This is a genomic window from Acidovorax sp. SUPP3334 (genome assembly GCF_030159055.1).
In the GTDB taxonomy this organism is placed as follows: Bacteria; Pseudomonadota; Gammaproteobacteria; order Burkholderiales; family Burkholderiaceae_C; genus Paracidovorax.
In genome coordinates this window covers 22,684-40,135 of sequence record NZ_BQXQ01000039.1, presented here as the reverse complement: position 1 = coordinate 40,135, position 17,452 = coordinate 22,684, and the positions used below count along the sequence as shown (strand labels likewise).

Sequence of the window (17,452 nt, the reverse complement as noted above, 5' to 3'; positions counted from 1 at the left end):
GGAACGCACAGCATGGTTGCCTGCGTTCCTGAGCTACTACAACGCCAGGAGGCCCCACTCGGCCTTGGGCTACAGACCTCCAGCTTCCCGACTTGCCGGGTATAACCTATTGCAACTCGACAGCTAGGCGTTCTCGGCCACGCTGGTCTGCATGTTCCTGCGGTGGCTTGCGTGCCAACCGCGTGCGCGGCAGCGCGCAGCCAGTGGAAAAGGTGTATCGGGGTGAAGCTCCTATGCGCCTTTTGTCTTTTTTGGGTTTGATGTGCTGTTCAGGAGCCCTATAGAGCGTGTTGCGGTCGGCAGTCGCTTTTGAAGACTGCTTGGCAGCGGTTGCAGCCGGTCGACGTTGTCCGCCGAACGACAGCTATCAGCTGCCATGTTGGTGTCCGCAGAGATGCTAATGTGGCGCAGTTCGGCAGGCGAGGATTGCAGCTTTTCGTTTTGGTCAGCCACTTATCTGCTGCGCTCTGGCTTGCTAGCCCAGCTCGGCATGCCGATTGAAAATCCGCGTGTCGATGGTTCGATTCGGTCGAAGCACGCGCGGATCTGTTTGGAGACGAACTGCTTCGATCGGGGAAGATCAGCTGTTCAACGCCAGTGGTGCGATGCAAATGTTGCCATGCCTGTGGCTTCGCTCACAATCGCGCGCCTGAGGCTCATAATCACAATTGGCGCGAAGCGCGGGGGGAGCTCCCGCCAAGCGAGAATGGAAAACCTGGAGAATTGATGTCCGGATTTGACGGTACGGGCGGTCCGATATCCCCCGGCGGCAGCTGCGAAGCACTGGTCATAGACACACTGATCGCCTCACCCAAGCCACTGGTTGTCGAGCACCTCAATCCCGGCGACGTCCTTAATGTCAGACTCGCCACGAGCGATGGCGGCGAGACGGTCGTGGAGGTCGTGTTCAGGGGTCGGCCTGCGGGTGGTCTTGCTTCGCCCGCTATCAGCCGCCTGCGTGAGTGCATCGAGGGCGGAACGCTGTACTCAGCTCGTGTCACTGCCAAGCGCGAAGCCCTCGTTCGTGTGCGCGTGACTGCCGTTCGATAGTGACCGAGGTTGCGAAAATGGACGTGGTGGGCGGCGCCTACGAAGAATGGTGCCTGAGACCATCCTGGCACGAAGTCTTCGGCTCAGCCGGTCGAGCCGCTTCGGCCATCGCTGCCATGGCGGACGACGTCAAGCGCACCCTGCATTGCTACGCCGATGCACGCACTGCGCCCGTCCTCGAAGCACGCTGCGCGCTCGAAGGCACGCGCCTGGTCGTGACTGCCGTGGCGGCGACCTGCTCTTTCCGCTACACGCACGCTCTCCATCGCCCGGAAGTCGAAGGCCCGAGATCAACCTACACCCCCATTGTCGTGAAATCGGAGGCCATCCTGCGCTTCGGCATCCTGGAAGGCGATGCAGTCGTGCACGGCAAGCGCGTTGTCTACGACCCGCAAGGCGGCTTGACCGGTAGCCCGTTCAACTCGAACAGCTCATCAGCAGATGAGCTGTTCGTTGTGCTCAACGAACGCGAGGCGCGGGCAACCACGGGACTGGGAGGCGACACGACTCCTTATGAGCTGGCTCACGCAACGCGCGCGCTCCACGGGGCTCGCGGGGTCGTCCTGAAGCGCGGCCCCCTCGGTGCACTCGTTCTCGACGGCGACGATTGGTCGGAAGTACCTGCATTCCAAACTGATACCGTGTGGAAGATCGGCTCAGGAGATGTCTTTGCTGCCCACTTCGCGTTGGGGTGGGCGACGCAGGGTCGTTCGGCCGCCGATAGCGCGCTCCGCGCCTCGCTGGCGACTGCGGTCTACTGCGATGGGCGCGGGTTCCCCACGCCCGCAATGCTTGATGCCTTTCCGGCAAAGCCTGTCCAAGCATCCGAGCGCTGGAAAGCTGGAAGGCGGCCTCGCGTCTATCTGGCCAGCCCGATATTCACGCTCGCACAGTTGTGGCTCGTCGAACAGGCTCGTGAAAGCCTGAGGGGGTTTGGGCTGGACGTGTTTTCGCCGTACCACGACGTTGGCTACGGGAGTGCCGACGATGTCGTGCAGCTCGACCTTGAGGGCATTCACATTTCAGACCTTGTATTTGCCATTGGAGATGGTCTGGACTCTGGCACCGTCTACGAGATCGGATACGCGCGCGCGCAGAAAAAGCCTGTCGTGGTCTATTGCGAGAACGAGTTGAGCGAAGATCTGAAGATGTTTGAAGGCTCTAACTGCGTGCTCTGCAAGGACTACGTGACATCCATCTACCGCGCGCTGTGGACGGCGATGGCCCTATGAAGACGGCGCTCCTCCTGTCAGGTGGCATGGACTCGATCGCAATTGCCTGGTGGAAGCGTCCGAGCGTGGCCATTACCATCGACTACGGTCAGTTGCCAGCCCGAGCGGAGATAACAGCCGCCACGGCGGTTGCCCAACGCCTCGGCATGGCCCACCATGTCGCGAAGGTCGACTGTCGGTCGCTCGGCTCCGGGGACATGGCGGGCGCGACCGCGAACGAACACGCTCCGGCCAGTGACTGGTGGCCGTACCGCAACCAGATGCTGTTGACTTTCGCGGCGATGAAAGCGATCAGCCTGGGCGTTGAAAAGTTGTACATCGGTTCCGTCCTCTCGGACGGCTTCCATCGCGATGGCACGCCTGAGTTCGTGGAGACATTGAGCGGCCTGTTAGCGCTTCAGGAAGGGGGCATGACCGTCTCGGCGCCGGCGATCAAGCTAAGTACTCTTGAGCTGATACGCCTCTCCGGAGTCCCGGACACGGAGCTGGCGTTGGCGCACAGCTGCCACAAGTCCCACGTTCCGTGCGGTAACTGCCGCGGGTGCAACAAGTACTTCAAAGTCCTCGAGGATCTGAATGATGGAATGGCCGGACCTCAAGAACCCACGCCCACGGTCTGAGCCCAAGCCATATAGGCCTGTCGTCTGGCCGGAGGCGCAGTTCGTCCCGCTGCCCGAGGGCATGATCCCAGACACGCCCCCTTTTGCAGTAGTCGTCGAAGCGCGCAGAACTCGATATTCGTTTGCTCCTCTGTTGGATGACCAACTGGGTGCGCTCATGCAACTCACATGCCGAGTCAGAGCCGCGCTTGCAGGACCGCTGGCGTTCGCCCAGTCCCACCGGCCCGCGCCTTCAGCAGGTGCCATTCACCCGGTTCACGTGGTGGTGCACCGACCGGGCGATGCAGCACTGTGTCGCTACGACCCTTTCGAACATGGGCTGAGCAAGCTTGACACATCTCTCAAGCCGTCGGCCCTGCGCACGGCCATGTACGAAGTCATCGACGCTCCTGCCGGCACGCTGCTTCTTTTCGTGGCTGAGCCTGGTTTGACCGCATCGAAGTACGAGGACGCCGCAAGCTTGGTGTGGCGCGATGCCGGCGTCCTCTTGGGGACGTTTTCAATGGCTGCGGAGGCGTTGTCGCTGAACTTCTCGCCGATGGGCGTCACCGGCGAGCCGTGGGCGAGTCAACTGATTCCGGGCGCGTCACTGGTAGGCGTCGGCGCAGCCTTCGTGGGCGCGCGCACTTAGCGTCAGATCGTCGTTACGTGGCCGACCTGGTGCGACGGTGTCTGCAGACTTCACGTCTTCTTCCGTCGAGGAAAGAGCGGCTTCCAAGGCTGCCCGTCAACTTCCCCGTCCATCCAGAGTGCTGTGAGCGTCTGGGTGGGAGTGTTGAAGGGCGTCACAAGCAGCATGCCTCGATTGCCGTATCCGAGCTTTCGCTGCTCGACCTTTTCGGCTGGTAGCGCTCCACCGCGTGGCTGCGACATAACAAGCTGCCGGCCGATGTCTTCGCAGCGAGCAACGAATGCGGTGATTGCGACTGTCGTAATACCGCCAGCTTGGCTCAGAACGTCTAAAGCAAATGGAAGCTGGCCATCCGTCAGTGACGCTGATACCGTGGCATTCAAGCCGAGCTGTGGACAGATGTCTCGTATCGCTTGAAGCCCCACGTTCCAGCCAGCTACAAACAGGAATCCGACACGTGCCGCACGCAACGCAACGGCTTGCTCTTCCGGAAGCGGTTCTCGTTCCTCGCCAAGATCGCGGCCAAGGTCGCCTCGGCCAAGCCACCTCGCAAGCATGTCGCATGCTTGCCCACCCGAACCCACAATATCGTCCACGAAGATAAGAGGACTTCCGTCACCATATTTTGCGTAGTCCTCGAGGCTTCCGAGTCTTGTAACAAGGCCTCTCTCGATCCCGTCACCGGCAAAGTACGCAAGAATGTTGCCGCTGTCTTTCGTAGATCCGAAGGGAACGACCCATGCACCGATGAACTCTGCGTTAGCTTCTACGAATCCAACGAGCGCCTTATAGAAATCATTCCGATCGAGCATTTTGATTTTGGAGAGCAGCTGAAGCGCGCACTTGACGTGGTCTTCATCATCGAACTGGCGCAGCCAATCTCTCGTATCGGATTCGATGTCCGGGTCACGCTGGGCAGCCTCTCCGCGAACTGGGGCTAGATACCGAGTACGCAGTTCATGAAACGACCTCAAGAACCTCGGCAGAACCAACTGTCTCAAGGCTTCGGGCTCAGGCCTTATGTCGTAAGGCGTCCGATGCCAGTAGCCATGCAAAATCAAACGCCTTTTCAGGACGCGTATCTTCGACTGCTCGCGCTTGCTAGCCTCCAATGAGCCGTCCGGCAAGACAACTTCATGCCGCATGCGAGCCATTCGCTCGAAGGCAACAAAGACGACATCGGCAAGACTCGGCGGACAGAAAATATAGTCGCGCGGCTGACCAGCGTTGTAACGATCGAGCCAACTGTCACGTGCTGAAAGTGACCTCGAAAACTGGTACGGTCTCCTAGAAGTGTGGATGATATAGGCACGCCCAACTTCCGTTTCAGTGGAAGTCAGTTCAAGCGAGCGCGCGGATACGAGCACATCAAGTGAGGGCCGATCAACTGCTCGCTCACCGAGCATGTTCAATATCTCGTGGACCGCATCACGGAGGTGCCCCATGAATACAGGCCCGCGCTCGATGTGTCGAAAGTCAGCCCGCATCGCCTCCATAGCTTCCGAGGACTCGGTGCCGAGATCCAGTGTCGAACGCCATTCTGGAAATTGGAACGCCCGAACCCAGAGGCGCCGCTCTCGGAGAGACGTCAACAGTTCTGCGGCGGCCTCAAGCTTCTGATTTGCTCTACCCTCGTCGGCGAGAGCGTCGACCTGAAGCGCAGGACCCAAATCGGCCGCGCGCATTGAAAGAAACGCATCGTCAGATTTGGAGAACAGTAAACGCAACACATCTCCGGCATCAGCAACCTCCATCAGCGCACTGATAGCAGAGCGAAGCATCTGCTCAACTGCGAGAACCTTCGAGTGTTGATAGACCTTAGCCGTTGCAAGCATGTTCGCGAGCTGAAGCTCGTCGAGGACTCCTGCCGCTGCCCCGTTGATCCCGAACAACCAAGCTTCGTCGTCTGCCCCACCGCTCATGGCAGTAAGAATGGTCGGAGGCATATCAGCCAGTCGCATCTTCTTGACGGCCAGTTTCTGCAGGATCCGCTGTTCATCGAGTAGCGTAGGCAAGCCCGCGAAGCGCGCGTCCCGCATCAGCGCATCAATCCGCTCAGCATCGAACGGCCCAGCGACTAGCTCATGCACGAGCGGAAGCTTGTCGTCCATCCGGCGACCGGTGATAGCGAGCGAAATGCACGCGACTACTTTTTCAACCTTCGCTGCCGGCGTGCCTGTGAACTGCAAAGAGGTCTCCCCCTCACGCACCACCACCAGCTCCAAGAACCGCTTAACCGCTGGAGACCGGGCAAGGAAATAGCCCACGACTTGGGTGAACGACACGTCTTCGCCAGGAACATCGAGCTGAGCCCGAAGATCCTCAGAGAGATACTTCGAAATCGTAGCGAGGGCTGGTGAGTCTGAAAGTGCACCTTCCGAAACCTGTGAAAACGCCATCTGTGCAGCTTCGCGCAGCATGACTGCAAGCCTCAGTATCTGCACCGTGGCCGCCTGAATCGGCGGAGCGGCGATCTCAGGAAAAGGCAAGGCCTTAGCCGCCTGGTTCAACGCTGTCGCCATCGATTGCACAAGATGCATCGAACCAAGCAAGTGTTCGAAGCGCGTGTGTACCGCGCCCGGGTACACCCAATGAGCGGCACCACGCTGACGAATGAACCTCAGCCGTTGCAGCAGGGGGGAGTCGAGGAGTGCGACCTCGATTTTGGTAAACGAGATGGTGCCCCAAAGGGCGTCGTTGACGTCCTTGCCACGCTCCACCTCCGAGGTTCTGAGGCTCTCGGTGTAGGTTCCGAGGAATTGGTCGGCAAGATCCTCAACAAGCTGCTTCAGTGCTGCAAGCGTCAACGGCTCAGCCATGTCAGACCGCCGCTTCGGCATTCTGAAACGTGGGGAAACAATGTGCGGCGACCCTATTCAAGAACTCAATACCTGTAGCCGGCTCCGCCAGAAAACGCCGCGCTAACTGGTCAGACATAGTCACCTGGTATTTGGTGCCTTGTCTGTCTTGGCTAGCCTCAAGGAAGCCCCGATCTCGGGCCCACAGAATGGCGCGGCGGAGCTTGGCGGAATTGCCGTGAAGCGGATCTGGGAAGAACGTAAAGTTAGAGGCCACGTTCAGCCCATGCTGCGCCAGCGACAAGTCGAAGTAGGCCTCCTGAAGGCCATGGTCCAAATCGGCATCGAGCAGGGCAACATTTCTGTATCGCAGCTTCAGCGCCGCCAGGATGAGCGTGACGAACTCGTCAGAGGTAACGATGCGGGTCATCTAGGCTGCTCTCAGTGGATCGTTGATTATCGCACTGCGCTCCCGGTGGCCAGCACAGGGCTGCCTCCAACACGGGGTCGACAAGCGCGACACAGAGTGCGGACTAGCCTTGCGCGGCGCTGAATTTCTGGTTAGCCTGCTCGACCATACAAACGACTCAGGGAGAGAGCGATGTCTGGAAGCGGTGGCGGCGGTTCTGGTGGTGGCGGTCCTGGCTACAGTTCGCCTTGCGATACCCTCAGGTTCGACTCGCAGCTCAGTAGTCCTCAGGCGGCGGTTGTCAGAACCCTGAACGTCAATGACGTGCTTCTCATCGCCGTGGTTCAGATGAACGGCCAGGTGGTTGTCCAAGTTCTGAGTAACGGCCAGCCCGCTGGCGGCCTCACCGGCCCTGAGGCTGCCCAGCTTCGGAACTGCATCGGACAGGGCCATGACTACACCGCCAGAGTTCTCCAGATCGTCAGCGGCCAAGTCAGGGTGCGAGTCGAGCACGCCTGATGACCATTCACGTTGTCGGCGGTGTCTACCGCGAATACTGCGTTCATCCTCGCTGGTACGACGTCTTCGGCTCTGCCGGACGCGCAGCGCTGGCTATTGCGACTGCCGGAACCTCCGTGGTTCTGCACTCGTACACCACGGATGCGACGCTGGGCGTCATCAACGAGAAGTCTGCGTGGCTGGATAGCTTTGGCGTCGCGCCGACGCGCGTCGATGGTGACTTGTCCTTCAAGTACCTCCACGACATGGCTGTGCCGGAGATCGTCGGCGTACCCGACACGCCGCACGAGCCAATCCGCCTGACCGAAGAGAAGGTGGTGCGCTTCGGGATGCTGGAGGGTGACGCCGTCGTCCATGCCACCTGGGCCGTCTACGACCCCCAGAACGCTCAAGGGGCGACACCATTCGGTGCCAACGGCTCGACGGCAACCCACCTTGCACTCGTCCTGAACCTGTGGGAGGCCTCACAACTGGCGAACATGCCCGGAGCTTCACCAGAGGGCATCGCGCCCGTCCTGGCGGCTCGGGAGAAGGCGGAGGTGGTCATCATCAAGATGGGGCCGCGCGGCGCATTCGTCTGGACGGCCGCTGGCGTCGCCCAGGTGCCGGCATACCGGACGAAGCGCGTCTGGAAAATCGGCTCAGGAGACTGCTTCGTCGCTCACTTCGCCAACGGGTGGATGCATGAAGGCTTGAACGCGGCACAGGCAGCGGACATCGCCTCCCGCGCGACCGCCTACTACTGTGAAACTCGAGGCCTGCCGACGAAGGAGAACCTCGCGGCATACGACATCCGGCCGGTTGAGCTTTCAGCCGACTATCTGTCTGGAAATCAGCGGCAGGTCTACCTGGCCGGGCCGTTCTTTGACCTCATGCAGATCTGGATGGTCGAACAGGCGCAAGCAAACCTGAACGACCTTGGGCTCAAGGTCTTCTCCCCTTATCACGACGTCGGTCTCGGGTCGGCTGACGACGTGGTCGGCAAGGACCTCGAAGCCATTGTGGACTCGGACATCGTGTTCGCAATCACCGACGGGCTCGATGCGGGCACCGTCTACGAGATCGGCTACGCCCGCGCATTGGGTAAGCCCGTCATCGTCTACAGCGAACGCCAGAGCACCGAGCACCTGAAGATGATGGAAGGGTCGGCCTGCACTATCTGCACCGACTACACCACAGCGCTGTATTCAACCCTCTGGGAAGCGGTGAAGCTGTGAAATACGCCCTCCTGCTGTCCGGCGGCATGGACTCCCTCGCCATCGCCTGGTGGAAGCGTCCGGAACTCGCCATCACCCTCGACTACGGCCAGCTAGCCGCAGAGGCCGAGAAGCGCGCCTCCGCGCAGGTGTGCGAGGAGTTGGGCATTCGACACGAAATCGTTTCGGTCGACTGTAGTTCGCTCGGCTCCGGCGACATGGCCGGAGCACCTCCTGACGCGGCCGCGCAGACCTCCGACTGGTGGCCGTACCGCAATCAGCTGCTCATCACCTTGGCAAGCATGCGCGCCATCTCGCGAGGAATGCGGACCCTCTACATCGGGACGGTCCACTCCGACGGTGAGAGCCACCTTGATGGAACACCGGAATTCGTCCAGAAGATCGACGAGCTGATGGCCTACCAGGAAGGTCATCTGAGGGTGGTCGCCCCGGCCATCGGCATGTCCACGGCCGAACTCATTCGCTCGACTGGAGTTCCCGCTGGCCTGCTCGCCTGGTCGCACAGCTGCCACAAGGCCAGCATCGCCTGCGGAAACTGTCGCGGCTGCAACAAGTACGTCGAGACCTACCTAGAGCTTGGCCCTGAGTATTCTGGCCGCAGCTAGTGTTCTGTCCCGCTGATAAGTGAGCAAAGTCGATGCAGCTTTTCGAGTATCGAATCTGCGGTGGCGGTCCACCTGAAGGGTTGGCAGTTGGCGTTGTAGGCGGTGACGAAGTGGTCGATGCGTTGGACGAGTTGCTTGACGCTGGTGAATGATCCCCGGCGAATGGCCTTGTCCGTGAGTAGCGTGCGACGCTGGACTTGGAGATGCCCGTCTCGGCGGCCACCGTACGCACGCTCCAGTGCGTGAAGCCATCGGCCGGCTTGGTGTGCAGCGTCGTATTGATCAACCTTGCCACGCGCTCGTCGTCGATGGTGCGCGGCTTGCCGGGGCGAACGTCGTCGTACAGCCCAGGGATGCGTCGCTCGATGAACCGGGCGCGCCACTTGCCGAGCGTGGCATTGGTCAGCTTCAGTCTCTCAGCAATGGCGTTGTTGGGCTCACCATCGGCACTGCTCAGAACGATGCGAGCCCGATTGCTCAGCGCAGCAGGCAGCGAGCGGCTGCGGGCAAAGGATTGAAGCTGCGATCGCTCCTCGTCAGAGAGCGCCAACTCGACCTTCGGTCTGCCCATTCTCATCGCGGTATCTCCGGTTCCAACATACCTCAATGGCATGCACGATTAATGCCAGAAAATAACGGGACGGGACACTAGTCGCGTGCGCGGTCGCAAGACCGCATGCGAAGTGGCGCGCTACGAGACAAGCGTTCTTTACTGCGCAAGCGCCAGTTCGGTTTGGACGTGCTTTCGGGTTCTCACGCGGCCCTCTTCGCCGCTTCCGCGAAGGTGCTCGATCAGGTGCCGCACTGTCAGAGGTGAGGAGGCCATCTCCCACCAGATGACCGCATCAAGCTCTGACGCGCGGACGTCCAGCAATGTGCTCAGGCTGAGGAAGCGCTCCTCCAACTCGGCGTAGTGGCGCTCGACCGTCAGGTTCTTCGGGAACAGGCCGATGACTTGGCCGACACGCATGATGTGAATGTCGAGGATGGCCACGTCGTCCGCGTCCAGCCAGTTTCGCGCAATCCAAGACGCCGTCTTGTGACCAATGCCTGGGACCGCCAAGAGCCAGTCGCGCAGTTGCCGGCCTGCCTCGAACCTCGGCGCTGCGTGAGTGAGCGGCAGCGCCGCTGCCAAATATCGTGCCTTTTGAGCAGCGAACCGATACCGGATAGATCTGCCGTCAACATCGAGCGGCTCCTTCAGAAGCGCTTCGAGTTCGGCCTCGCTCACGGGAGTGCCCGACAGGACGCCTCGTTCGCGCATGCGGTCGTACGCAGCCAGGCCGACAGTCGCCGGTATGCCATGACCACCCAGAAGGCACGCAGCCACCTCTTCGGCCAACGTGCGGCCGAGCCGGTAGCCTGCAGGCTTGCCCACCAGGCGACGAGCAACGACCTGGTAGGCCCAGTACGCCGGCGTCGGGAAGGCATCGACGGAACCCCATCGAACCCCGTCCATGAGCTCGACTTCTGCGCTGGGCAGCTCGACCTGGATTGAGCCTGTACGGGTAAGGATTGCGGCGGTCTGCATCATGGCGAGAAACTCCTATGGGGCATTGGGTAGGCCTCGTGTAGCCACTGCATGAACGCCGCTCGTTCGACGATGTCCATGCGTGCAATGCGTTCCTGTAACCGGTCCATCCGTCGGCGAACGGTCTGTCGCTCGCGGAAGTTGGCGCCGACGTATCGGCTGTCATGTAGTTGCTTGGGCGGCTCGAAGTTGAACCACAAGGTCTCGGTCCGAACATCGACGTGAGTTTTCGCCTCGAATGTCTTGGTTCGCCAGTCGCCTAGAACTCTCGAGTAGACGGGGTTAGCGTAGCCCGACAAGATGACCATGCACGGCAGCTCGCGCAGCAAAAGGGCGAGCCGCTCATGGTCATCTTCGGTGTAGTCCAGTCGATAGACGCGTTCTTGCCGTCTCTTCGCCGGGTGGTACGGCGGATCGACATAGACAAGCTCGTCTCCTTGGAACGGATAGCTGGCGAGAAAGTCTTCGGCACGCGTGCACACCACCTCTACACCCGCAAGTGGCTCAGCCGCCCATGTCGCAAAAGCTCTCGGGTCAGCCTCGATGCCGATGTTCTTCGCGGCCGCGAGCTTGTGGCGCATGACAGCGCCTCCGCCCAGGTGCGACTCTATATAGACGTGGTGCATGGGCATCAAATTGATGATGTGCTGGTACGTCTTTCCTTTGCCACCTGGGTATCGCATGGGGCCGAAGCATCGTCATTTCTGACGATCTTGTCAATGGGCCCTCCGCTGTAGATCGCCTCGTGTGGACTATCGGTTGACGCTGAAACATGGGTCGAGCCTCGCGGGCATGCTTCGTCGTCGAGCGGCTCCGCGGCTGACGTAGATTCCGGGCTTCTTATGAACGGGTGACGGTTCCTGCCGTCAGGCTGCCATCACCGTCCGATGACTGCACAAGTTGCCTTCCCCTCTACCCCTCGGGCGCTCCCCGCTGGACGACACGGTGTCGATGATGGTCTGAGATCAAGTGGGCGGGCAGCAACGACGCGCTTCACTGACCCGACTTTCCAGGGATGACACGACAGAGGCGTCATGCTTCAGAAGGCGCCCAACGTTCGCTGTTGATCGATGCGGTCGGTCATGGATGGATATATCAGAGACAGCTCACAGCCTTTAGGCGACATTCATCCGCTTGCCGCTCCGGGGAAACAGCGTCGCAGCAATAGGCTTGCGAATCACGATCGTCAATCCGTGGGTGGGCCCATCCCCTCACTCCCCTTCCGCAAACATCTCCACCAACACCCCCCGCAGCCACTGATTCCCCGGGTCCCGGTGGTACTTCGTATGCCAGAACAAATTGATCGCCACCTGCGGCAATTTGGCCGGGTGGGGCGCATACGCCAGGCCGAAGGGCTCGGCCATGCTTTGCGCCATTTTTTCGGGCACGGTGGCGACCATTTGCGTGGCCTGCAGGATGTGGCCGATGGCGACGAAATGCGGCACGGTGAGCCGCACGTCGCGCGCCACGCCCATGCGCTCCAGCAGTTCGTCCACCTTGCCGTGGCCCGTGCCTTCGGAGACGACCACCACGTGCTCCGCTTTTGAAAACTCCGCCAGCCCGATGCGCCGGCGCTTTTGCAGCGGGTGGCCCTCGCGGAACAGACACACGTAGGGCTGGCGGAACAGCCGGCGCTGGAAGAAGCCGGCCTTGAGCTGCGGCAGCAGGCCCACGGCCAGGTCCACCTTGCCGGCTTCCATGGCGTCCTTCAGGTCGGTGGCTGAATTGCGCACGGTGGTCAGGCGCACGCCCGGTGCCGCCTGGGCCAGCCGCTCCAGCAGGCGGGGCAGGAAGTAGATTTCGCCGATGTCCGTCATGCCCACCTTGAACACGCGCCGGCTGGTGGCGGGGTCGAACCCCAGCTTGTGGTTGAGGGCGCCGTGGATCATGGCCAGCGCGTACGACACCGACTCCGCCAACTGGTTGGCATAGGGCGTGGGCTGCATGCCCTGGGCGGTGCGCAAGAAAAGCTCGTCGCCCAGCAGGCGGCGCAGCCGCGCGAGAGCATTGCTCACCGCCGGTTGCGTCAGGCCCAGGTTGTCCGCGGCCTGCGACACCTTGCGCGTGACGAGCAGTTGCTGAAAGACCACCAGCAAATTCAGATCGATGTCTTCCAGTTCCACGGGACACCTTTATTCATGGGAGTGATGCTATGTATTCATGCCATTCTATTAGCTGATTATCGAATCGCGGTAATGATCGGGGCCATAACAACGACAGCGAGTGATACACCCCGATGGAACTGCATATCGAGCCGCTGGGCCGCGTGCTGCCCGTGGCACCGGGCGCCAACCTGCTGGAAGTGCTGCGTGAGCACCAGATCCCCGTTTCGTACAGCTGCATGGCCGGGCGCTGCGGCACCTGCCGCTGCAAGGTGCTCTCGGGCGAGGTGATCGATGCCGGCCAGGCGCTGCGCATGCCGCCCCTGGGTGGCGGTGGCGGCGAGGCGCATTACGTGATGGCCTGCCAGACGGTGTTGAGCGAGTCCTGCACCATCGAGATTCCCGAGCCCGACGAGGTGGTGGTGCACACCGCCCGCACGCTCAAGGCCACGGTGACGGCCGTGGAAACGCTCACGCACGACATCCGCCGGCTGCGCCTCAAGCCGGCCAAGCCGCTGGACTTCTCGCCGGGGCAGTACGCGCAGCTGCAGTTCGGCCCGGGCCTGGCGCGGCCGTATTCGATGGCCGGGCTGCCGCACGATGACGAACTCGAATTCCACGTGCGGCTGGTCGATGGCGGGCTGGTGTCCACCCATGTGGCCCAGGTGCTGGCGGTGGGCGATGCGGTGCGGGTGAGCGGGCCGCTGGGCTCGGCCTACCTGCGCCGCAAGTACGAGGGGCCCATGCTTTGCGTGGCGGGCGGCACGGGGCTGGCGCCGATCCTCTCCATCGTGCGTGGCGCGCTGGAATCGGGCATGCCCAACCCCATCCACGTCTATGCCGGCGCGCGGTCGGCGCGCGATGTTTATGGCCTGCAGTGGCTGGCCGGTCTGCAGCAGCGCCACCCGCAACTGCACGTGCATGCAGTGGTGGCCGCGGCCGATGCGGCGCCGGGCCAGCGCACGGGCCTGGTCACCGACGCGATCGCGCAGGACTGGCCCACGCTGGAAGGCTGGCGCGCCTACCTGTGCGGATCGCCGCCCATGGTGGAGGCCGTGTCGCTGCTGGCGCGCCAGCGTGGCGTCGCCGCCGAGCATCTCTATGCCGACGCTTTCTATGCCAGCACGCCTTGAAGCGGGGGCGTGCATGCCCCCTTCCCGCACACCGTTCCACGACAGAGACAAGCCCCCAGGAGACAACGACATGAGTACGCCCCATCCCGTCTTCCCATTGCATCCGACGTGGGAAAGCCCCGGCACGCACCGCGTGCCCTTCGCGGCCTACACCAGCGAGGACATCTACCGCCGCGAGCTGGAACGGTTCTTCTACCGCAGCCACTGGTGCTACGTGGGCCTGGAGGCCGAGGTGCCGAACCCGGGTGACTTCAAGCGCACGGCCATCGGCGAACGTTCGGTGATCCTGGTGCGCGGCGAGGACCTGCAGCTGCACGTGGTGGAGAACGTGTGCGCGCACCGCGGCATGCGCTTTTGCCGGGAGCGCCATGGCAACCGCAAGGAGTTCGTCTGCCCCTACCACCAGTGGAACTACCGGCTCGACGGCGCGTTGCAGGGCGTGCCGTTTCGGCGCGGCGTGAAGCAGGACGGCAAGGTCCACGGCGGCATGCCGGCGGATTTCAAGCTGGAGGAGCACGGCCTGACGCGGCTCAAGGTGGCCACGCGCGGCGGCGTGGTATTTGCCTCGTTCGACCACGGCGTGGAGTCGCTGGAGGACTTCATGGGCCCGGCGATCCTGGGCTATTTCGACCGCCTGTTCAACGGCCGAAAGCTCAAGATCCTGGGCTACAACCGCCAGCGCATTCCGGGCAACTGGAAGCTGATGCAGGAGAACATCAAGGACCCGTACCACCCCGGCCTGCTGCACACCTGGTTCGTCACCTTCGGCCTCTGGCGGGCCGACAACAGGGCGGAGCTGAAAATGGACGCGCGCCACCGCCATGCGGCCATGGTGTCCACGCGCGGCGAGGCCAAGAAGCAGTCCGACGTGTCCAACGTCTCCAGCTTCAAGGCCGGCATGCAGCTGGAAGACCCCCGCTTTCTCGACATCGTGCCCGAGCCCTGGTGGGGCGGTCCCACGGCGGTGATGACCACGCTGTTTCCCAGCGTGATCCTGCAGCAGCAGGTCAACAGCGTCTCCACGCGCCACATCCAGCCCGTGGGGCACGATGCGTTCGATTTCGAATGGACGCACTTCGGCTTCGAGGACGACACCGAGGAGATGACCGAGCGCCGCCTGCGCCAGGCCAACCTGTTCGGCCCGGCGGGCTTCGTCTCGGCCGACGATGGCGAGGTGATCGAGTTCTCGCAACAGGGCTTCGAGCAAAAGCCCTTTCATCGCGCGCTGGTGGAGCTCGGCGGCCGGGAGGTGGGCGACGCCGACCACATGGTCACGGAAACGCTGATCCGCGGCATGTACGAGTACTGGCGCAGCGTGATGGAAAAGGAGGACTGATCCCCATGAACGCTCCATCCACCGCGATCGAATTCGCCGACTACTTCGCCCTGCAGCAGCTCTATGCCGATTACGCCGCCGCGCTGGACGCCGCGCAGTGGGACCGGTGGCCGGGCTTCTTCACCGAAGACTGCCTCTACCGCCTGCAGCCGCGCGAGAACCACGAGCGCGGCCTGCCGCTGGCCACGTTGTCGTTCGACAGCCAGGGCATGCTGAAGGACCGCATTTACGGCATCCGCGAGACGCTGTTCCACGACCCGTACTACCAGCGCCACGTGATCGGCACGCCGCTCGTGCGCCAGGCCGGGGAGGGCCGCTGGGCGTGCGAGGCGAACTACGCGGTCTTTCGCACCAAGCTGTCGGAGCCGTCCACGGTGTTCAACGTCGGGCGTTACCTCGACGTGGTGGTGCGCACCCCCGAAGGCCTGCGCTTCGCCCGCAAGGAGTGCATCTACGACAGCGAAATGATCCCGAATTCCATCATCTACCCGATCTGAAAGGAGGCACTTTCATGCCAGCAATCGACACCGGATGGACCGAGGCGGCCGCGCGCGCCGACCTGCCCGAGGACGACGTGGTGGGCGTGACCGTCGAGGGCCGCGACGTGGCGCTCTACACCGTGGACGGCGAGGTGTTCGCCACCGACAACCTGTGCACCCACGGCAATGCGCGGCTGTGCGACGGCTTTCTGGAGGGGCACGAAATCGAATGCCCGTTGCACCAGGGCCGCTTCGACGTGCGCAGCGGCAGCGCGCTGTGCGCACCGCTCACGCAGGGCTTGCGCAGCTACCCCGTGCTCGTGGAGCAGGGAACGGTGTATCTCAAGCTCGTTTGATGCGGCGCGGCGCGGAATGCGCCTTGGCTGGTGTCGCGCTGCGGTGGCCGGCGATCCGCTGCGCCAGCCAGAAGACCGGCAATGCCAGCACCGCGCAGCCCGCCAGCACGGCGAAGGCGAGCCCGAAATGCCCTTGTGCCCCGACCACGCTGTTGGCGACGGCGGGGCTCATTGCCGCGCCCACGCCCTGCAGCGTCATCACCAGCCCCAGCGCGGTGTTGTAACGGCCGCTGCCGCGCACGTAGCGCTCCACCATCACGCCAGCGCACCCACGGCCATGGCGGTCATGACGACGAGCATCCAGGGCGCGCCCATCCAGTGCGCGAAGGCCGCAGCCCCCAGCGCGGACACGATGTTGCCGGCATGGCTGTAGGCCTCGTTGCGGCCGGTCTGGTGGCGCAGGCCGGTGCTTCGCGCGAGCCCGAGCGTGAGGGCGGCCAGTGCGGCCGCCAGCACCGCGCCCGCGGCGCCGGTGAGCACTTGCGACAGCACGAGCAGGCTGGGCGAACGGGTCAGGAAGGCGATGGCGCTGGCGCCCAGCACCGCCAGCGCGCAGACCGCCACCAGCGCCCGCTTGGCGCGGGTACGGTCGGCGAAGGCGCCGGCCAGCGGCGTGGCCGCCATGGCGGCGAGCCCCCCGGCGGACAGCACGATGCCGATCATCGTCTGGTCGATGCGCTGGGTCTGCAGGTAGGTGGCGAGGAACGGGCCGAGCCCGTCGCGCACGTCCGCCATGAAGAACGCCATCCAGGCCAGGGCGGTGAGGGACGCCCCGGCCGCAACGCCCGCGCGTGCAGGCGGCGATCCGGCAGGGGTCGGCGCGGATAGCGCGTCAGGGGCGGTGTGCGCGGCGGTCATGGCGTCACGGCTCAGGCGGTTTTGCCCGGCACCGGGTGGCCGTTCACGGTGTGCGCCTCAATCACGTGGGCACCGGTGGTGCCGCGCAGGGGCCGGGCGGGGCCGTGGGCCGTGACCGCATCGCCCGGCTTCAGGTGCAGGTGGGCAAAGCCATCGGGCCGCGTGTGGATGAAATCGCCCGTGTCCAGCACCACGCCGTTGGGCTCGCCGTGCCGGGCGTGGTGGAGGTGCGCAACGCGGCCTTTCACCTCGCGGGGTGCGTCGTCGGGCGCGAACGCCTGCCCATCGATGGACACCAGCCGTTCGAACGCATAGACCTCGTGCGCGGCCTCGCCATGGGGCGGCGGTGGTGCGAGGGTGCCATCGACGACCACCGTCTGGCCGGCGCGAAGGGCCTCGAAGGCGCTTGCGGCACGGTCGTCGTGCTTGCCGAACACGAACTGCGCGGGTACGCCGTCCACGTCGATCATCACGCCCTCGACATCGCCGCGCGGGCTGTGAAGGGCATGCTGGAACTGGCCTTCAAGGGACCAGACGTCGATCAATTCCTGGGGTTTGCTCATGGTGTCTCCGGGT

General features: G+C 63.0%; 18 protein-coding genes and 1 pseudogene. 10 read left to right on the top strand and 9 right to left on the bottom strand.

The genetic code is table 11. The annotated features are described in order from the left end of the window. The 4 genes from AVHM3334_RS19085 to AVHM3334_RS24090 form a co-directional block, all read left to right on the top strand. Positions 1–127 (top strand): integrase core domain-containing protein (locus AVHM3334_RS19085; protein WP_284413497.1); only part of this gene is annotated, 127 nt, incomplete at its 5' end. Between the two features lie 1,039 nt (positions 128–1,166). Then, the gene (locus AVHM3334_RS19080; RefSeq protein ID WP_284414956.1) at positions 1,167–2,282 is read left to right on the top strand and encodes a PfkB family carbohydrate kinase; all 1,116 of its coding nucleotides are present in this window, start codon (positions 1,167–1,169) and stop codon (positions 2,280–2,282) included. Beyond that, complete coding sequence (locus AVHM3334_RS19075; RefSeq protein WP_284414954.1) at positions 2,279–2,902, top strand: 7-cyano-7-deazaguanine synthase; 624 nt, start codon at positions 2,279–2,281, stop codon at positions 2,900–2,902. The genes AVHM3334_RS19080 and AVHM3334_RS19075 overlap by 4 nt, the downstream gene beginning before the upstream one ends. Further along, positions 2,859–3,533: a nitroreductase family protein gene (locus AVHM3334_RS24090; RefSeq protein WP_502869942.1), complete on the top strand. Its 675-nt coding sequence runs from the start codon at positions 2,859–2,861 to the stop codon at positions 3,531–3,533. Before AVHM3334_RS19075 ends, AVHM3334_RS24090 begins: the two co-directional genes overlap by 44 nt. A 50-nt stretch (positions 3,534–3,583) precedes the next feature. On the opposite strand, the gene AVHM3334_RS19065 is transcribed toward AVHM3334_RS24090, so the two are convergent. Together AVHM3334_RS19065 and AVHM3334_RS19060 are read right to left on the bottom strand one after the other, a co-directional pair. Continuing rightward, positions 3,584–6,352 (bottom strand): phosphoribosyltransferase-like protein, encoded by a 2,769-nt coding sequence (locus AVHM3334_RS19065; RefSeq protein ID WP_284414950.1) that lies wholly within the window; start codon positions 6,350–6,352, stop codon positions 3,584–3,586. A 1-nt stretch (position 6,353) separates the two neighbouring features. Continuing rightward, the gene (locus tag AVHM3334_RS19060) at positions 6,354–6,761 is read right to left on the bottom strand and encodes a hypothetical protein (RefSeq protein WP_284414948.1); all 408 of its coding nucleotides are present in this window, start codon (positions 6,759–6,761) and stop codon (positions 6,354–6,356) included. A gap of 497 nt (positions 6,762–7,258) precedes the next feature. Here AVHM3334_RS19060 and AVHM3334_RS19055 point away from each other — a divergent pair, with 497 nt between their 5' ends. Together AVHM3334_RS19055 and AVHM3334_RS19050 are read left to right on the top strand one after the other, a co-directional pair. Then, on the top strand, positions 7,259–8,476 hold the full coding sequence (locus tag AVHM3334_RS19055; protein ID WP_284414946.1) for a PfkB family carbohydrate kinase: 1,218 nt from the start codon (positions 7,259–7,261) through the stop codon (positions 8,474–8,476). Continuing rightward, positions 8,473–9,081, top strand: coding sequence for a 7-cyano-7-deazaguanine synthase (locus tag AVHM3334_RS19050; RefSeq protein ID WP_284414944.1), 609 nt, complete (start codon positions 8,473–8,475; stop codon positions 9,079–9,081). The genes AVHM3334_RS19055 and AVHM3334_RS19050 overlap by 4 nt, the downstream gene beginning before the upstream one ends. Before the next feature lie 178 nt (positions 9,082–9,259). Here AVHM3334_RS19050 and AVHM3334_RS19045 read toward each other — a convergent pair. The 4 genes and pseudogenes from AVHM3334_RS19045 to AVHM3334_RS19030 all read right to left on the bottom strand — a co-directional run. After that, positions 9,260–9,658: pseudogene (locus tag AVHM3334_RS19045) on the bottom strand (helix-turn-helix domain-containing protein); the annotation flags it as partial. A gap of 132 nt (positions 9,659–9,790) precedes the next feature. Then, positions 9,791–10,615 (bottom strand): 8-oxoguanine DNA glycosylase, encoded by an 825-nt coding sequence (locus AVHM3334_RS19040; RefSeq protein WP_284414942.1) that lies wholly within the window; start codon positions 10,613–10,615, stop codon positions 9,791–9,793. Further along, positions 10,612–11,193, bottom strand: coding sequence for a DNA adenine methylase (locus AVHM3334_RS19035; protein WP_284414940.1), 582 nt, complete (start codon positions 11,191–11,193; stop codon positions 10,612–10,614). Before AVHM3334_RS19035 ends, AVHM3334_RS19040 begins: the two co-directional genes overlap by 4 nt. A gap of 630 nt (positions 11,194–11,823) precedes the next feature. Further along, positions 11,824–12,735, bottom strand: a complete 912-nt coding sequence (locus tag AVHM3334_RS19030) for a LysR family transcriptional regulator (RefSeq protein WP_284414939.1) — start codon at positions 12,733–12,735, stop codon at positions 11,824–11,826. 113 nt (positions 12,736–12,848) lie between these two features. On the opposite strand from AVHM3334_RS19030, the gene AVHM3334_RS19025 reads away from it, so the two are divergent. From AVHM3334_RS19025 to AVHM3334_RS19010, 4 genes are all read left to right on the top strand, one after another. After that, the gene (locus tag AVHM3334_RS19025) at positions 12,849–13,847 is read left to right on the top strand and encodes a 2Fe-2S iron-sulfur cluster-binding protein (protein WP_284414937.1); all 999 of its coding nucleotides are present in this window, start codon (positions 12,849–12,851) and stop codon (positions 13,845–13,847) included. A gap of 70 nt (positions 13,848–13,917) precedes the next feature. Then, complete coding sequence (locus AVHM3334_RS19020) at positions 13,918–15,183, top strand: aromatic ring-hydroxylating dioxygenase subunit alpha (protein WP_284414935.1); 1,266 nt, start codon at positions 13,918–13,920, stop codon at positions 15,181–15,183. Between the two features lie 5 nt (positions 15,184–15,188). Further along, positions 15,189–15,680, top strand: coding sequence for an aromatic-ring-hydroxylating dioxygenase subunit beta (locus tag AVHM3334_RS19015; RefSeq protein ID WP_284414933.1), 492 nt, complete (start codon positions 15,189–15,191; stop codon positions 15,678–15,680). A 14-nt stretch (positions 15,681–15,694) separates the two neighbouring features. Next, a complete protein-coding gene (locus AVHM3334_RS19010) occupies positions 15,695–16,018 on the top strand; it encodes a non-heme iron oxygenase ferredoxin subunit (RefSeq protein ID WP_284414931.1) in 324 nt (107 codons plus the stop codon). Here the strand turns inward: AVHM3334_RS19010 and AVHM3334_RS19005 are convergent. Genes AVHM3334_RS19005 through AVHM3334_RS18995 form a run of 3 tightly spaced genes read right to left on the bottom strand, consistent with a single transcriptional unit; the run spans position 16,005 to position 17,439 of the window. Next, positions 16,005–16,274 carry a hypothetical protein gene (locus tag AVHM3334_RS19005; protein WP_284414929.1) on the bottom strand — a complete coding sequence of 90 codons (270 nt, stop codon included), beginning with the start codon at positions 16,272–16,274 and terminating at the stop codon, positions 16,005–16,007. The two genes, AVHM3334_RS19010 and AVHM3334_RS19005, sit on opposite strands and share 14 nt — an antisense overlap. Beyond that, positions 16,274–16,876, bottom strand: a complete 603-nt coding sequence (locus tag AVHM3334_RS19000; RefSeq protein WP_284414927.1) for an MFS transporter — start codon at positions 16,874–16,876, stop codon at positions 16,274–16,276. Before AVHM3334_RS19000 ends, AVHM3334_RS19005 begins: the two co-directional genes overlap by 1 nt. An 11-nt stretch (positions 16,877–16,887) precedes the next feature. After that, positions 16,888–17,439 (bottom strand): hypothetical protein, encoded by a 552-nt coding sequence (locus AVHM3334_RS18995; RefSeq protein ID WP_284414925.1) that lies wholly within the window; start codon positions 17,437–17,439, stop codon positions 16,888–16,890. Positions 17,440–17,452 lie beyond the last annotated feature (13 nt).

What these genes read in the sequence shown, in the direction of transcription:
- AVHM3334_RS19080 (WP_284414956.1), top strand. Translation starts at nt 1,167, where the DNA reads ATGGCGGACGACGTCAAGCGCACCCTGCATTGCTACGCCGATGCACGC.
- AVHM3334_RS19075 (WP_284414954.1), top strand. Translation starts at nt 2,279, where the DNA reads ATGAAGACGGCGCTCCTCCTGTCAGGTGGCATGGACTCGATCGCAATT.
- AVHM3334_RS24090 (WP_502869942.1), top strand. Translation starts at nt 2,859, where the DNA reads ATGATGGAATGGCCGGACCTCAAGAACCCACGCCCACGGTCTGAGCCC.
- AVHM3334_RS19065 (WP_284414950.1), bottom strand. Translation starts at nt 6,352, where the DNA reads ATGGCTGAGCCGTTGACGCTTGCAGCACTGAAGCAGCTTGTTGAGGAT.
- AVHM3334_RS19060 (WP_284414948.1), bottom strand. Translation starts at nt 6,761, where the DNA reads ATGACCCGCATCGTTACCTCTGACGAGTTCGTCACGCTCATCCTGGCG.
- AVHM3334_RS19055 (WP_284414946.1), top strand. Translation starts at nt 7,259, where the DNA reads ATGACCATTCACGTTGTCGGCGGTGTCTACCGCGAATACTGCGTTCAT.
- AVHM3334_RS19040 (WP_284414942.1), bottom strand. Translation starts at nt 10,615, where the DNA reads ATGATGCAGACCGCCGCAATCCTTACCCGTACAGGCTCAATCCAGGTC.
- AVHM3334_RS19035 (WP_284414940.1), bottom strand. Translation starts at nt 11,193, where the DNA reads ATGCGCCACAAGCTCGCGGCCGCGAAGAACATCGGCATCGAGGCTGAC.
- AVHM3334_RS19025 (WP_284414937.1), top strand. Translation starts at nt 12,849, where the DNA reads ATGGAACTGCATATCGAGCCGCTGGGCCGCGTGCTGCCCGTGGCACCG.
- AVHM3334_RS19020 (WP_284414935.1), top strand. Translation starts at nt 13,918, where the DNA reads ATGAGTACGCCCCATCCCGTCTTCCCATTGCATCCGACGTGGGAAAGC.
- AVHM3334_RS19015 (WP_284414933.1), top strand. Translation starts at nt 15,189, where the DNA reads ATGAACGCTCCATCCACCGCGATCGAATTCGCCGACTACTTCGCCCTG.
- AVHM3334_RS19010 (WP_284414931.1), top strand. Translation starts at nt 15,695, where the DNA reads ATGCCAGCAATCGACACCGGATGGACCGAGGCGGCCGCGCGCGCCGAC.
- AVHM3334_RS19005 (WP_284414929.1), bottom strand. Translation starts at nt 16,274, where the DNA reads ATGGTGGAGCGCTACGTGCGCGGCAGCGGCCGTTACAACACCGCGCTG.
- AVHM3334_RS19000 (WP_284414927.1), bottom strand. Translation starts at nt 16,876, where the DNA reads ATGACCGCCGCGCACACCGCCCCTGACGCGCTATCCGCGCCGACCCCT.
- AVHM3334_RS18995 (WP_284414925.1), bottom strand. Translation starts at nt 17,439, where the DNA reads ATGAGCAAACCCCAGGAATTGATCGACGTCTGGTCCCTTGAAGGCCAG.